The sequence below is a fragment of the Spirosoma fluminis genome, from assembly GCF_054778895.1.
Map to the genome: position 1 here is coordinate 383,909 of NZ_BAAGZD010000003.1, position 15,015 is coordinate 398,923.

Below are 15,015 nucleotides of genomic sequence, written 5' to 3' on the forward strand. Positions count from 1 at the left end.
CCATCCGGTCGGAGAGGTAGCCAATTATCGTTGGCTGTTAACCGCCATATAATAGGCATTTAGCAAACGGGCTATTTCGTCGAGATCAGCCTGCAAGTCTTTAGTGTCGGCATAGTCCAGATCATGGGCCAGAATCAGGTAGTAATGAGACTCATCGAGTGATCCTTGTGCGGTGTTCAGGAATTTAGCTTTATCCGGAATAGTCCGTTTTCGGTATCCTTCGGCAATATTGCCGGGTACCGACGTAGCACTACGTCTAAGCTGTGAGGTTAGCCCAAATAATTCTTGTTTGGGAAATAGTTTGGTCAACGTATATACCTTCAATACAAACTGATGAGCCTTTTGCCAGACAATCAGCTCCGTGAAATGTTTTGTCTTTTCCATTTTCAAAGTGCTAGTGGGTAGTATCAAAAGAGAAGATAAAATGGGACGGAGCCATTCATGCGGATAGGAATAACAGGAAGCGTCAGCAACTCCTCTCTTCTATCTCCTCGCTCCGAACCCCTACACAGTTACTACATCCATTTTCTCCGTGATCTTCGCGAAGTACACGTCTTCAAGGTCGGGGCTAACTGGCTCAAAACTAGCCGGTGGCGTATCGGCCAAGACGTGAATCTGGGTTTTACCCATTTTTAGTTGCGTAGAAATAACCCGATGCGTTGATCGATACGTACTGAGTTCGGCTTTGTCGATGGATTTGGCAAATACCTTTCCGCGCAGGTCACGCACGAGATCATTCGGATTGCCCGTGGCCACCACTTCGCCCAGGCAGATGATCGCCATATCGGAGCAAAGGTTCGTCACGTCCTCGACAATATGGGTCGACAGAATCACAATGGTGTTTTCGCCGATTTCGGAGAGCAGATTATGAAACCGGTTACGTTCGGCCGGGTCGAGACCGGCGGTCGGTTCATCCACAATAATCAGTCGCGGGTTGCCAATCAGGGCCTGCGCAATGCCGAAGCGCTGTTTCATCCCGCCCGAGTACGTACCCAGGTTCTTCTTACGCACCTGATACAGGTTGACCTTCTGCAGCAGTGCGTCTACGATCTCTTTACGTTCGCGGCTGTTGGTGATTCCTTTTAACGTAGCGATATGATCGAGCATAGACTCGGCGGTTACGCGCGGATACACGCCGAACTCCTGGGGCAGATAACCCAGCACGCGCCGTAATGCGTCTTTTTGCGTGAGTACGTCGATGTCGGTTTCAGCCATACCGGGTACCGTTACGCCGGTTAACCGGACGCGGCCACGGTCGGCTTCCTGCAACGTAGCGATGGTGCGCATCAGGCTCGATTTACCCGCTCCGTTTGGGCCAAGTAACCCAAACATGCCTTGCGAAATGGTTAGCGAAACGCCTTTGATGGCGCGTACTCCGTTCGAATAAGTCTTGGTTAAGTCCGTAATTTCTAGCTGCATACCAGCGGGTTCGTTTAAGGTACGCTAGCAAATTAAGGAATCGAAAAGTGCTACACAACGACGCCCGACGGATATTATATGAGCGGTTACCCACCAAAGAGACAAGGCCCGGCAGGATTCTTATTTTTCTTTCGGCTTGGCTGGCGTCCGTACAACGGCTAATCGCTTTAACAGGTCCGGTCGGCTGCCTTCGGGGATTGGTAAACAAACCTGGTTACCGAGCAGATATAACTGACTGCTTTCCAGACGCGAAACGTAGCTTAGGTTGATCAGGATCGACCGGGACAGGCGAAAAAAATCAGCGCTGGAGAAATATTGAGCCAAATGGCCCAAATGCATGGTCAACAGGTGAGGCTGCGCTTCAGCAACCTTAAAAATCTTGACATACGCCCCACTCGCCTGTAAGTAGAGTACGTCTTTTTTGTCAATTTTTTCGTACCCTTTATTGACGGGTATATACAGACTTTCCGACTGATCGGGTGATGAAACGTAACGTTCTTCACACTGATTGAGATACGCCAGTTCTACCTGAAACGCTAGCTCTTCCTGCCGAAAAGGTTTGAGTAAATACGCAGCTGGTCGAGTTTTCTTGGCGCGCTGAAAGGTGGGTGATTCTGAATTGGCGGTCAGATAAATAATGGGCATCTCGTTCATTTTAAGCAACTCCTGCGCAATGGCGATTCCATCCGCAGTTGACCCCTCCAGGTGAATATCAATAATCGCCAGATCCGGAGTTTCTGCCTGAACGGCTGTCAGCACTTCGTGCCGATTAGACGCTATGGCGGTAATCCGATGACCGGCTTTCTCTAACGTTTCCTCAATATCCGCAGCCGTTATAGCCTGATCTTCAACTAATAGTATGTTCAGGGAATTCATGGTTCGTCTCGCGAGAAAGTTAACGTAAATACGGTTCCATTTTGATAACTGAATTGATAGGCACCCCGAAGCTGATTCGATAAGGTTTGAATCAGGCGCATCCCAAAACTCGTTTTCGCGGCCAGCGCAACGTCACTGACGAAGTCGGGGCCATTATCAGCCACCGTTAAGTTGACCTGCTGTTTGTTACGTCGGCAAACTAAGCGATAACTGGGCGAAGACTGGCCAGGGAAGGCATGTTTACAGGCGTTAGTCGTCAACTCGTTGACCAGTAAGCCTACCGCTACGGCATCATCGGCGGATAAATAGATTGACTCCAGATCAAGGGTGGGCTGAATAGACTCATAGCCATAGGTCTGTAAAACCGTTTCTACAATCTCGTCGATAAAATCATGCAGGTTCACGTACGCTAATTTGTCGCCTTCGTAGAGCCTGCGGTGCAAAATCACCATCGACTCAACCCGCAAACGGCTTTTTTCAATAGCTTCCTTCGCCCCTGCGTCCGTCAGTCGATTCGCCTGTAAACTGAGCAGGCTGGAAACAACCTGTAAGTTGTTTTTTACCCGGTGGTTCTGTTCATTAACCAACTGAGCGTTCAAATTACTAATGCGCTGATTCTTCCGGTAAAGTTTGTAAAAAACTACGCTGGCTACAGTTGCCAGCACAAGCAGAGCCAGGGCCGTAAGGGTCACTTGCTGATGAGCCTGTAGGTTTTCGGCCTGAAGCTGCACCTGCTTTTGCTGGGCTTTGAGCATCAAATCTTTTTTCTGGGTCTGGTAATCAAGGTGCAGCCGGGAAATAGCCCCTTCCCGATCAGCCAGTAAATCGCGTTTTTCCCACTGGTGAATTCGTTCGGCATGAATCGCAACCTGTTTCCAGTCACCAGTCTGACGATAAAACTCGAGAAGTGCATTTTCGACAGCAAACTGCCAATAATAGACATCAGGATATTCGACCTGCCCCATCCGCCGGGCTTGCTGAATATAGGTCCAGGCGCGTTTTGGTTGTCCGAAGTGTAAATAAGCCGAAGCTACACTGAGCGTCATGTGGAGTTTGTCCGCGCTGTTTTGGCGCGTCGCAATGGCCAGGGCATCGGTCAGGTACGTAATAGCCTGTGAATTATTGCGGCCAATCAACTGTCCACCAATGGACTGTTTCACATGAGCTACTTCCATGGGATCACCCAGCTGATAGGCCAATGCCTCAACCTTACGGAAGTAATAAAGGGCGCTATCACTATTCGCTTTAGGCCAGCGCAAGGAAGGTGGACTTCGAGCAGCCCAGTCGATCTCGTGTACACGAGCCAGCAAAGCACAGGCGCGAATCATAGCCCGTTTGGACTGACTTCGTTTAGCCACTGCCAAAGCTTCATAGGCATGCTGTACAGTTTCCGGATATTGACTTTGAAGAGTGGCCAGGTCCGCGAGTCGTACATGAAGGCGAGCCAATTCGTAGGAATCGCCCAGTGGTTCTACAATGCGGAGCGATTTTAGAAACCAGCGGTGCGCGTTGATATAGTCACTGGCGGCAGCATACAACTTACCGTATTCATAATACCCCTCGGCCACAAGCATAGGCTTTTTCTGGGCAATACCGTCACGACACAGCTTTTGGGCTAACTGTAGTTTGTGGGGTTGAAGTTTTAATGGAGTCGGCGGTTGTGCAAAACCAATTATTGCGGATAGTAAAAAGGGAAAGAGGAGCTTCGTATACCAAAAAAAGTGGGCAAGGGTTGGAGGCATTGTGGCTCAATCAGTAAAGATCAGCGGCCAAAATAAAGAGAAATTATGAATCTGGCCTAACGGCATTTGGCCATTCGGAAAAAGAAGGCTTTCATCAAGAAAAACGCTGATCCTGTATAGTTTACAAAAGGGTGTTACCAAAATTAAGGCTTCTTTGACGTAGCATCTGCTGACATATCTAGATATAGACAGTTGAGCAACCAGAATTACTCCTGAAAGCTTCTATCCACACCATATTTATCAACCGTAACCTTATGAAACAGACTTTACTGCTTGTATGCATCCTAGCAATGGCAATTGCGCTGTCGTGTAAGAAAGACGATGGGCAACCCAACCCTACCCCAGCTGGTAACCTCATCACGGCCAACCCCACCGTCACCGGTGTCAGCGGAGCCAGCGTCTCAGTCAGCGGTTCTACCTACACCCTTACGCTACCCGCCGGTACCAACGTCAAAGCCCTTAAGATCAGCATACTGGTAGCCAGTGGAAGCAGGGTTGATCCTGACCCTAGTATTGCCCGCGACTACACCAACCCCGTCAGTTACACCATCACAGCCGCTGATGGAAGCCAGCAGACTATTCGAGTTACAGTCGTTGTTGAGCAAGCCCCCAAGTCATCCGAGAAGCAGATCACCGCCCTCAGCTTTGCCGCTCTCAACCCAGTCGTGCAAGCCAGCATTGACCAGACCACCCGCAAGACCACCGCTACGGTGCCCGCCAGCACGGACCTAACCCAGCTAGTACCCACCCTGACCGTGTCGAGCAAGGCAACCGTCTCACCTGCATCAGGTGTGGTGCAGAACTTTACCAATCCGGTCAGCTACACCGTCACGGCGGAAGATGGCAGTAAGCAGGAGTATGAGGTGAAAGTCGACAAACAAGCCGTTGTTAACAGCTCTGTAGCCTGTTTATGCGTTCATGAGGAATACAGTTCTGATAACTCAACCTATAGTTTAGACTACTCTCACGACCAAAATGGTAGAATAAACAAAATAAAGTTTATTGATCTACGTGGCAATAAATTCACTTCAGAAGAAAATATTGATTATGATCAAGACGGAAATTTAATACGCTTATATGGAAAGAATACCGACTTCAGGTTTTCTTACCAGAACAACAAAGTAATAAAAATGGGACTATATGATTCCAACAACAAAACTTTAGGTGATTTCATTAAAGAAGGAGTTATAAAATTCAATGACAAAAACGAAATGATTGAAATAAATCAATCTGGTTTTAAGGACAATTATGAATATAGTAACGGAAATTTAATTAAGGCTATTGAGTACGATAGTTTAAAAAAAGAAACTAAATTTTTTGAACTAACTTACGACAATAAGCACAATCCAATAGCTTCGAGCAAACCGCATGGCATATTCACTTTTATTTTCTGGAGTTATGGAATTTTACATCCATTAACAAGCAATTACATAACCTTAAAAGCAAGCGATTCTTCCCGAAGTTATTCATTGACATATACATACAACAAAAATAATTATCCAGTAGAAGCGAAAGCTATAGATGCAAACGGCAAAGCTATTCTAGCGAAATGGACGTACGCAAATTGTCAATGAGCTAATCATAAATAAGACCAGATAAGCTCACAAACGGAGGTCTCACTGTAAGAGATAACATTACAGTTTCATACGTAACAAGCATTTGTCAACCCGCTCTAATTCACACTGCCCATAACTATGTACCAGCTAAGCCGTCTTTTTGTCTGCCTGCTCCTTTGCATAGGAGTTATCTTATCTTGTAAGAAAGACGATGGGCAACCTAACCCTACCTCAGTCGGCAACCTCATCACGGCCAACCCCACCGTCACTGGTGTCAGCGGAGCCAGCGTCTCGGTCAGCGGTTCTACCTACACCCTTACCGTACCCGCCGGGACCAACATCAAAGCCCTCAAGATCAGCATACCCGTTGCCAGTGGAAGCAGGGTTGATCCTGACCCTGGTGTTGCTAGAGATTACACCAGCCCCGTCAGCTACACCATCACAGCCGCTGATGGAGGCCAGCAGACCATCCGGGTTACGGTCCTCCTTGAGCAGGCCCCCAAGTCATCCGAGAAGCAGATCACCGCCTTCAGCTTTGCTGCCCTCAACCCGGCTGTGCAGGCCAGCACTGACCAGACCACCCGCAAGATCACCGCTACGGTGCCCGCCAGCACGGACCTAACCAAGCTAGTACCCACCCTGACCGTGTCGAGCAAGGCCAGTGTCTCACCTGCATCAGGCGTAGCGCAGAACTTCACCAATCCGGTCAGCTACACCGTCACGGCAGAAGATGGTAGTAAGCAGGAGTATGAGGTGAAGGTAGACAAGCAAGCCGTTGTCAATAGTACGGTGCCCTGTCTGTTAACGCGGGTTGAAGATGCTTCCAATTCAAATGAATATATAGCTTATGAGTACACATCGGAGGGACGATTGTCGAAAATGACTGCTACGCAAAAATTTGGCTTATTCACTTTTTCATTTGAATACGATCAGGCTGGCAATTTAGTTAAGTGGATAAAACCAGATGGATACTACGATGCATTGAGCTATACAAACGGAAAACTGACTAGTTATAAGTTATACAAAAACGGAGTATTAGTGACAGGAACGGTAAATGGACCCGATGGCGAGTACATAAAAGACTTTGTTCTAAACGAAAATAATGAAATGCTAAAATACAAGAGTGATGTATTTAGCTACGAGAATAGTAATCTAGTTAAGTACGAAAACTATGACGGCCCTAATAAACTCGGAGAATATCGCATGGAATATGACGCAAAAAAACATCATTTATCTGCCAGCAAACCAAAAGGTATATTCGGAGCTGTGTATTATTTCGCTATGATCGGAAGCGAATATGGGCCATTATTAAATTTCACTACTAGTTTTAATAATAACCTAGTAAAATTGACAACAGACGATGGAAAGTCAATTAGATATAGTTATTTATACAATAACAGTAATTTTCCCACCCAAGCGGAGATAAGCTTTTCGTTCTCTAATGAGAAATTTAAACTGAAATACATTTATTCAAATTGCCAATAGAGTGCAATTATTCCGAAACAAGTTAGCCCTGCAAGGTATTTTTGAAATACTTTGCAGGGCAGTTCTACTCCACTACTTACCCCAGAACTGGTCTTCTTGGGCGAGGTCAGCCGAGTAGACAGTGGTTTCGACGATTTTGCCGTTTTCGACGGTGTACACGTCGATGTTATCGACATTCAATATGCCACCACCGGGTTGAGCGGCTTCCCAACGGATCAAACACGCTACGTTGTTGCCATTAACGGTTAACTGCTTAATGTCGGTCAGGCGGAGTGTATTCGCGGTAGCTTCGAACATCCCTCCCACCATCTTGAATACATCGGCGCTCGACTTTTTGACACCCGAAAACCGGTTGGTACCCGGTTGGCTCCAGCGAATATTTGGGTGAACTAAACCGCCGAACGTGGCCTGGTCTCCTTTTTGAACGGCAGTTAAAAACGTCTTGACGGTTTGTGCGGCTTGATTTTCCATGCTTTTTGCGTTTACAGAATTGGTTGTTGATTGATTGGTTGTTCTGCTGGCCAGTTGTACCTGAGCCTGGGTGATCGACTGACTGAATACGGCGAGGGCAAGGCCTGCAACTGCGTGGATGATACGTTGTGCGTTCATGTTCGTTGGGCTGTTGATCAGCGTTGATTACAGGGCAAAACTACCCCGAGACCCTGTGCTGGGTCTTACCCAAATCCGCCAATGAATTACCACTTCACGCCACGGAGGAACGACACAGAAAGATTCGGCTTACTTTAGTCGAAACATTCAGTCATGGAAGAATTTCAACTCCGTTTCGTCCTGGGCATGCTCGCCTATACGATTCAAAAAGACGTATCGCCCGAACGGCTGTGCAAACTCGCTGGCCTGGATTGGGAGGAGGTAAAGGCAGGTAAAACGCCCCTTACGGCTAAGCAGGTAAATGACCTCTGGCTCAACGCAAGCCACCTGACCAAAGACCCTTTGTTTGGCCTACACTTTGGCGAATCCTTACAACTGGCGGCTTTAGGCATTGTCGGCCAGATTATTCAGAACAGTCGAACCGTTGGCGAAGCTTTAACGCATGCCGCCGAATTTATTCACCTCCTGACGGACCTGTTCGACATGGACGTAACGCAAACCGGTCGAACCTTTTCTGTGCAGTTTGTTGCGAATGAAGATCGGGTTAAAGCATATCCGTTTTTATATCGGCAACTGGCTGATCTGGCAACGGTGTTCGTTTTGCACGAGTTAGACGGCTTGTTATTAGAAAAGATGACCCCACTTACCGTAACGCTTCCTTACGTATCACCCGATTATCAGGAGTATGAGCGGGTTCTTCGTTGCCGGTCGGTTAACGAAGGCGATACGTATGCCCTTGTGTTTGACGGTCGGTATCGGGACGTACCGATCCTGACGGCGAACTACGAGTTGCAGCAGTTGTTACTTCAGAAAGCCAGTGCTATGAGCAATTCGCTGGAGGCCGGCCAATCCCTGAAAGAACGGATCTGCACGTTTCTGCTCGCCAATGCGTATTTAGGTATTCCCACCCTGGACGGCATTGCCGCGAACTTCAATACCAGTTCGCGCAGTCTGCAACGCAGGCTTCAGGAAGAAGGCGTTACGTATCAGCAGTTAGCTGATTCAATTCGAAAATCGCTGGCTCTTCATTACCTCGAATCTGGCAAATATCCTATCAAAGAAATTTCGTACATCCTCGGCTATAACGAGATCAGTGCATTCACGAGAGCGTTCAAACGCTGGACAGGTTACTCACCTATTAACTACACACGATAGGCAAAATGCGTCATTTTATCATGATGTGACGGTGCCAGCCTACCCAATTCATGTTTCTCGTAGTTTCTTTAAAAACGATTTGCGTCAGCGAAAGGCTCATTTGACTGTTCGTCAGATAGGTGAGCAACTCCGGTAAGATCAGGACCTGAGGTTCGGGTTTTCACTATCAGCAAATTCGCATGAACAGCGACCGAACAAGCGCGCTCGGGGTCGGACAAACAATGCCCTTCATCGTATGGTTAAAGGTTGGTATATACACCGGATATGTTTACTCAACGATGAAGACAAGACACATTCTTATAAGTGGCGCGCTGGCGATCGGCCTGGTTGCCTGCGGCAAAAAAGAAAACAAGGAAGAAGGCGAAGCAGCCACCGTGGCCACCGCAGACACGGCGCTCAACCTGCCCGCCCCTTACGCCACGAAGTCCGCGACTCATTTTACAAAAGTGATTGGCTGGCCTGCGGATAAAACACCGACCGCCCCTGCTGGCTTTACAGTAACGAAATACGCGGGCGGCCTCGTTAATCCCCGCTGGACATACGTAGCTCCGAATGGAGATATACTTGTAGCCGAATCAAATACTGAGCCCAAAGGCACCAAAAAAGTGAAAGCGGTGGTGAGTGGGCAGGCCAAATCGCAGCGTATGGACGAAAGTGCAAACCGCATTACGCTATTGCGCGACACGAATAAAGACGGGAAGCCCGATGTCCGCGAAACGTTCCTGACCGGCCTGAATCAGCCTTTTGGTATGCTTATCATTGGTAACGCCTTTTACGTGGCCAATACCGACGGAATAATGAAGTTCCCCTACCAGACAGGGCAGACTAAAATTACGGGTAAAGGAGAGAAGATCAAAGAGTTGCCCGCGGGCGGCTACAACAACCACTGGACCCGTAACCTGCTCGCCAATGAAGATGGCTCCAAGATCTACGTAACAGTTGGGTCGGGCAGTAATGTACAGGAACATGGTCCGGAGAATGAGATCAGACGCGCTAACATTCTTGAGATCAACCCCGACGGTTCGGGCGAACGGATCTATGCCAGCGGCCTTCGCAATCCGGTCGGTATCGACTGGCAGCCAGGCACGAAAAAGCTGTGGGCCGCCGTTAACGAACGCGACGAGCTGGGCGATGAACTCGTACCCGACTACATCACCAGCGTGAAAGAAGGTGCTTTCTACGGCTGGCCATACTCGTATTACGGCCAGAATGAAGATCCGCGACTGAAAGGGCAACGCCCTGATCTGGTGAAAAAAGCCCTGGTCCCCGACGTACCACTGGGAGCGCACACGGCCTCGCTCGGACTGGCCTTTTACGACAAAGACGCGTTTCCGGAAAAGTACCGCAATGGCGCGTTCGTTGGGCAGCACGGCTCCTGGAACCGCTCGGCGTTTTCGGGGTATAAGGTCGTGTTCGTTCCCTTCGCCGATGGCAAACCTGGTAAGCCCGAAGATTTCCTGACAGGTTTTCTGAAGGAAGGCAGCGACGATGCCTACGGCCGACCAGTAGGTGTAACGGTCATGCCCGACGGCTCCCTGCTGGTCGCGGATGATTCGGGCAATACGCTATGGCGAGTGACGCCAGCGCGTTAATCCAGCGAACCCTTATGATAACCAGAGCGAGTCCTCACCGGCTCGCTCTGGTTATTTCGTAAAATCGAGATCATACATCACGTTGAGCCGGAATCCGTTGTTCATTTCAAATACGCGACTGTTCGTAATCGGGTCGGCTTCGGCATGCTGTGTAATCTGGTTCAGGCAGCCAAGTTCCAGTTTGAAATTCTTCTGAAACTGATACCCAACCGCCCCATAAATCCGGTTCTGGTTGAACGTATTGTAGCCAACATTTGGCCCAAAACTAATAAAGAGTTCATCGAAGAAAGAAAGATAGAACTCGTGATCATCAAGGGTACGTCCCCGCAGGGGTAAAGTGGCTGCTAACTGATACCGGATGCGATTCTGGTACTCCCAGCCAGTGATTCGATGCGAACCATCTTCGGCAGCCCCGCCAATCCAGCGCTGCTCCAGGCGAAGCCGATGTTTCAGCGCCACAATGCCTAGAGCCTCCGAAAGTTCAATGTCTTCGTGCAGCCGGTGTTCGGGAATAGGCACTCCGGTATCTGCTGTAGGGTAGTCCCCGTAGGGATACGTAACGAAATAAGTGTACCCACTGCTTACGGTGATTCGGTCGTTTACGGCATAAACAGCACTCAGCCGGGCCAGCGACTGCTGCCAGGATTCGACCCAGTTCACGCGTCGCCACTGGTATTCGGTATGTATCGCCCACTTCTGACTCACTTTGTGATCGCCGTTGTAGACAAACCAACCGATCTGATTATGATCGTTCAGCCGACTTTGCTGCCCCGAGGCCGAAAAGGAAAGTAAACCCAGAAGGGATATGGCTACGGCGTACCTGTGCATATAATTTGGCTTCCGCCCTACTAAGAGCTACCTACACAACAACTGATCAGAGTCAGGGGAAGCTAATCCTATCGACAGGCACAGAATAGCGACCTACGGGCGAATCAGTTTTTACGTTAGCCAGTAAGCACGTAAAGCAACGGTTGCTGATTATAACCATACTTACTGTCCTCACCAGAAGCAAAAACGGCCCGCTCATGCAGGCCGCCATACACGCAACAAACAAGAACCCATCTATTTCGGAGCGCGGGTAAGCTGCCAGGTTCCGGTTGCCTGTCCGCCGTTCGCTTCCCAGTTCCCTTTCAGCGCTGGGTCAGTTAAGGTGCCCGAAAAACTGACGTCTCCGCCCGACGGGTCGCTGTACGAAGCACTTAATTTTCCATTTCGCCAGTTGGCCGTCTTCAGGTCAATGGGATACTTGTTTCCGTCATCCGCCAGCATAATAATCTGCCCACCGAGCTTGCTGGAAGCGTCTTTGGTAAGAACCAGTTCGAACTTCCCCGACGAAGCACCGTCAAACGTTCCGGTCCATTTGCCGACAACCGCAGCCAGTGAATCGGTCGTTGAGGCAGCTGTTTGTGCCGATGCCGCCGTATACGTAGCGACAATTGTGAGCAGCAGTATACTTAAAGCTTTACGTAACATAGCTAATGCGTTTAGTGAATAGACTAAATTTATAAAAAGATACCTTTTAGGTTGGTAAAGTTGCACAACCTCCTTCAATTAAGCGTAACAAAGATTAGATTAACTTAAGAATCGCTTGCACAATCTGGCTTTTCACTGATATATTATAGGCACTTGTTGTACTATACCATTAAATATAAACTTTTACATATAGTATATGGGTTATATACTTGAATAGAAACTAGCTAGCGTAGCCATATTTAAATATTGATAGTTAGTTAATTATATGTAAAATGGAAATTACTCAGACTTATAAACACAGTAATAAAACTAAAGCTACATTTATCAGCATTTGGACTTTTTTACGATTTTACATTAAAGGCTTTATCCAGGTAAATGCAAACGTATTCGAGGGCTTAACCCGCATGGCGGCCCCCTGGGGTGGTAACTGGCTAGGTTCCACAGGCCGTTACGGAAACTAGTCTGGTCAGCTTATACACCTGCAGACTCCATATCAGCACCTATATCACTTTCTTTCAAGAACTGCGTTAACGGCTATTCCGTCACGCCGGGTGCGCTGTACGCTACCCGCCTGACCAGCACTAATGCACTTAATCAACCATACATTATGTCACTACATCAGCAAGTTGCTTCGTTACAGCAACAACTCGACTCACTCACGGAGCAACTATCAACCCTGGTTCATCAGATCGATCAGGAACCCGTAAAAGCAAAGCAGGCACACCGGTTAAAATCCGAAGTGGGCATAAACCGGTACCGGGCGATTCACGGTAAACCATCACGATCGGGTAAGGCACTATAAACGCCTTATCCAGTAGTAACGGCCCGGCGATCGACAGTCGCTATTTATGTCCTCTTACTGACTCCAGGTACCGAATTTACCACGCCGGTAATCGTCATATGCCTCCATAATTTCCTGCTGGGTATTCATCACAAATGGCCCCTGAGACACTACCGGTTCGTTGAACGGCTCGGCATGCCCGAATAACAGAATACTGTCTTCACCCGCGGTTAGGGTCAGCTCTTCGCCATCCCGGTTAAATTCGGCCAGCGAAAGTGCTTCCACATCAGTACCATTCGCCGTAATAACGCCTTTGATGACGTAAAAGAAGAGGGTATTCTCCTGAGGAACCTTGAGGTTCAGGCTACCGCCGGGTTTAAAATAAATGGTGCTCAGGGACACGTTCGTGCTGGAATCAAACGCGGCTTTGTGCCCATCCCAGTCACCAGCAACCAGATTAACCGTTACGTTACCGTTATCTAAAGTCAGGCTTGGAATGTCATCTCGCTGTAAGCCTTTATAAAACGGCTCGGTCATTTTAAGCCGCGCTGGTAGATTGAGCCATAGCTGAAGAATTTCGAGGGGGCCACCTGTTTCTTTGAATGCATCCGACGATACTTCGGCGTGAATCAGGCCCCGCCCGGCGGTCATCCACTGCACACCACCCGCCGTGATTACGCTATCGTGCCCGCTGCTGTCTTTGTGCGCAATGTCGCCCTCGAGTATGAACGTAACCGTTTCCATACCCCGGTGCGGGTGCGGTCCGAAGGGCAGGCCCCGGTTCTGCGGCTTGTAAACCTGTGGTCCGTGGTGGTTCAGGAACAGAAACGGATCGAGGTAATCGATCGAACGAGTCGGAATGGCCCGGTACGTAATCAGATCGCTGATGGGCGCGTATTCAGCCTGATGGATGCGTTTTAGGGTGATCATGCGAAATCGAGCCTTCTGGCGGTTGGTGTTCGCTTAATGAACTGATGATCGCCTGTGCCGGTTCAAAATCGGGCTTATCAACAAGTTGACGTGGTTCTGCTTTAGGCCAGTTTGATCTTGGCTTCAGCAGCTTTATTTATCACAAACTGACGCGCTTCGTCGTATTCTTCGGGCGTGCGCAGATGCTCGAGCAGTAAAGGGACATCCTGAGGTAGGGCTGACACATTCCGTAGATACGTACCGTAATCCAGACCGCCCCGGCCGGGCAAGGTTTCGGCAAAGTGGCCATCTTTCCCGTATAGGTCTTTGGCATGGGCGGACACGATCCAGCGACCCAGTTTGCGGAACGTATCGTTGATGAGCGCCGTGTTATTATAGTATCGGTCGGGGCTGTTGATGATGTTGGCGATGTCGATGTGAGCGGCAAAAGCCGGGCGATTGATCGCCTTTATGAACCGGAGGTACGAATCGGCCCCGTCGGGCAGGCTCCAGCCCATCATCTCCAGCGCAAACTTTGCCCGCTTCGGCTTCACCGCATCAATCACTTTCCGGCAGTTTTCAACCGTTGCGTCGAAGTATTCCCGGCTCAGATTCCGGATGTCGGGGCCATCCCACCGAACGGGGTTATACGACCCGCCGATGTTCACGCAGGTAGTGCCCCAACGGCCTCGGCTAAGGCCAATCGCTCGGTAACATAATCCAGGTTCTTCCGGCGCTTTTCGGCATCCAGATCCAGCATGTTCACCCAAGCTCCGACTTCGGCAATAACGACATTCTGAGCAGCAAATGCCTTACGAATGGCGGTAATCCGGGCCGTATCTGTCAACTCAACTCTGGGTACGTAAGCCGCACTGTAGTGCAGTCGTCGATGCTCGCGGGCCAGTTCGTCGGGATCCTCACTTTTCAGGAAAATAGGACCGCCCAGGCGTAATGGTTTTTGGGCAAACCCCAACGACGAGTGACGTAACGTCAGCAGGCTGCCCGTTAAAGCGACTGACGACAGCAGGAATGTGCGACGAGAAACTGGTTTCATAGGAAATGATCAACACCCCTGCGTAAAGGGCCATCGGCATTGGGTTTACTGACTTTTGCTCAATCAGTTCCTACCGGCATAGCCGTTGCACATAAAACAAACGTCAGTTACAACTTCAGTGGCCCTTTATACAAAACGCAGACGTTGAGCCAATCCAGTACGCGTTGAACGCTATTTCTCTGCGTTTGCTTTCCTACCAACTTAAAAACAGCAGCTATTGAAAATCGTCTGCACTATCGCCGTATTTGGCTCGCTCTGGGCCATCCAGTACGTATGACAACCGGTGCGTCAGCGTGCCGAACTGGCCACTCCACTCTCCGCTCAGGAACAGCAGCCTGTTCCGATCAATGCTGTTACGTATCAA

Annotated in this window: 16 protein-coding genes; 5 read left to right on the top strand and 11 right to left on the bottom strand. The window is 49.1% G+C overall.

Annotated features, from left to right (window positions below):
• Nucleotides 1-24: 24 nt before the first annotated feature.
• The 4 genes from ACYVBJ_RS03565 to ACYVBJ_RS03580 form a co-directional block, all read right to left on the bottom strand.
• Nucleotides 25-384 (bottom strand): four helix bundle protein, encoded by a 360-nt coding sequence (locus tag ACYVBJ_RS03565; protein WP_460980925.1) that lies wholly within the window; start codon nucleotides 382-384, stop codon nucleotides 25-27.
• Between the two features lie 120 nt (nucleotides 385-504).
• The gene (locus tag ACYVBJ_RS03570) at nucleotides 505-1,419 is read right to left on the bottom strand and encodes an ABC transporter ATP-binding protein (RefSeq protein WP_460980926.1); all 915 of its coding nucleotides are present in this window, start codon (nucleotides 1,417-1,419) and stop codon (nucleotides 505-507) included.
• Nucleotides 1,420-1,539: 120 nt separating this feature from the next.
• Nucleotides 1,540-2,295, bottom strand: coding sequence for a response regulator (locus ACYVBJ_RS03575; RefSeq protein WP_460980927.1), 756 nt, complete (start codon nucleotides 2,293-2,295; stop codon nucleotides 1,540-1,542).
• Complete coding sequence (locus tag ACYVBJ_RS03580; RefSeq protein WP_460980928.1) at nucleotides 2,292-3,869, bottom strand: histidine kinase dimerization/phosphoacceptor domain -containing protein; 1,578 nt, start codon at nucleotides 3,867-3,869, stop codon at nucleotides 2,292-2,294. Before ACYVBJ_RS03580 ends, ACYVBJ_RS03575 begins: the two co-directional genes overlap by 4 nt.
• Before the next feature lie 422 nt (nucleotides 3,870-4,291).
• Between ACYVBJ_RS03580 and ACYVBJ_RS03585 the strand changes: the two genes are divergently transcribed.
• Nucleotides 4,292-5,611: a DUF5018 domain-containing protein gene (locus ACYVBJ_RS03585; RefSeq protein WP_460980929.1), complete on the top strand. Its 1,320-nt coding sequence runs from the start codon at nucleotides 4,292-4,294 to the stop codon at nucleotides 5,609-5,611.
• A gap of 120 nt (nucleotides 5,612-5,731) precedes the next feature.
• Nucleotides 5,732-7,078 carry a DUF5018 domain-containing protein gene (locus tag ACYVBJ_RS03590; protein WP_460980930.1) on the top strand — a complete coding sequence of 449 codons (1,347 nt, stop codon included), beginning with the start codon at nucleotides 5,732-5,734 and terminating at the stop codon, nucleotides 7,076-7,078.
• A 72-nt stretch (nucleotides 7,079-7,150) separates the two neighbouring features.
• Here ACYVBJ_RS03590 and ACYVBJ_RS03595 read toward each other — a convergent pair whose 3' ends face one another.
• On the bottom strand, nucleotides 7,151-7,687 hold the full coding sequence (locus ACYVBJ_RS03595; protein ID WP_460980931.1) for a nuclear transport factor 2 family protein: 537 nt from the start codon (nucleotides 7,685-7,687) through the stop codon (nucleotides 7,151-7,153).
• 153 nt (nucleotides 7,688-7,840) lie between these two features.
• Between ACYVBJ_RS03595 and ACYVBJ_RS03600 the strand changes: the two genes are divergently transcribed.
• Both ACYVBJ_RS03600 and ACYVBJ_RS03605 read left to right on the top strand, forming a co-directional pair.
• On the top strand, nucleotides 7,841-8,842 hold the full coding sequence (locus ACYVBJ_RS03600; protein WP_460980932.1) for an AraC family transcriptional regulator: 1,002 nt from the start codon (nucleotides 7,841-7,843) through the stop codon (nucleotides 8,840-8,842).
• A 278-nt stretch (nucleotides 8,843-9,120) separates the two neighbouring features.
• A complete protein-coding gene (locus tag ACYVBJ_RS03605; protein WP_460980933.1) occupies nucleotides 9,121-10,434 on the top strand; it encodes a PQQ-dependent sugar dehydrogenase in 1,314 nt (437 codons plus the stop codon).
• 51 nt (nucleotides 10,435-10,485) lie between these two features.
• Here the strand turns inward: ACYVBJ_RS03605 and ACYVBJ_RS03610 are convergent, their stop codons facing one another.
• On the bottom strand, nucleotides 10,486-11,262 hold the full coding sequence (locus ACYVBJ_RS03610; protein ID WP_460980934.1) for a DUF2490 domain-containing protein: 777 nt from the start codon (nucleotides 11,260-11,262) through the stop codon (nucleotides 10,486-10,488).
• A 234-nt stretch (nucleotides 11,263-11,496) separates the two neighbouring features.
• The gene (locus tag ACYVBJ_RS03615) at nucleotides 11,497-11,907 is read right to left on the bottom strand and encodes a hypothetical protein (RefSeq protein ID WP_460980935.1); all 411 of its coding nucleotides are present in this window, start codon (nucleotides 11,905-11,907) and stop codon (nucleotides 11,497-11,499) included.
• 607 nt (nucleotides 11,908-12,514) lie between these two features.
• On the opposite strand from ACYVBJ_RS03615, the gene ACYVBJ_RS03620 reads away from it, so the two are divergent.
• Entirely contained in the window at nucleotides 12,515-12,709 is a 195-nt protein-coding gene (locus tag ACYVBJ_RS03620) for a hypothetical protein (protein WP_460980936.1), read from the top strand.
• A gap of 54 nt (nucleotides 12,710-12,763) precedes the next feature.
• On the opposite strand, the gene ACYVBJ_RS03625 is transcribed toward ACYVBJ_RS03620, so the two are convergent.
• The 4 genes from ACYVBJ_RS03625 to ACYVBJ_RS03640 form a co-directional block, all read right to left on the bottom strand.
• On the bottom strand, nucleotides 12,764-13,618 hold the full coding sequence (locus tag ACYVBJ_RS03625) for a pirin family protein (protein WP_460980937.1): 855 nt from the start codon (nucleotides 13,616-13,618) through the stop codon (nucleotides 12,764-12,766).
• Between the two features lie 101 nt (nucleotides 13,619-13,719).
• Nucleotides 13,720-14,265 (bottom strand): sugar phosphate isomerase/epimerase family protein, encoded by a 546-nt coding sequence (locus ACYVBJ_RS03630; protein ID WP_460980938.1) that lies wholly within the window; start codon nucleotides 14,263-14,265, stop codon nucleotides 13,720-13,722.
• Entirely contained in the window at nucleotides 14,262-14,651 is a 390-nt protein-coding gene (locus ACYVBJ_RS03635) for a hypothetical protein (protein ID WP_460980939.1), read from the bottom strand. The genes ACYVBJ_RS03630 and ACYVBJ_RS03635 overlap by 4 nt, the downstream gene beginning before the upstream one ends.
• 214 nt (nucleotides 14,652-14,865) lie before the next feature.
• Nucleotides 14,866-15,015: a hypothetical protein gene (locus tag ACYVBJ_RS03640; protein WP_460980940.1), complete on the bottom strand. Its 150-nt coding sequence runs from the start codon at nucleotides 15,013-15,015 to the stop codon at nucleotides 14,866-14,868.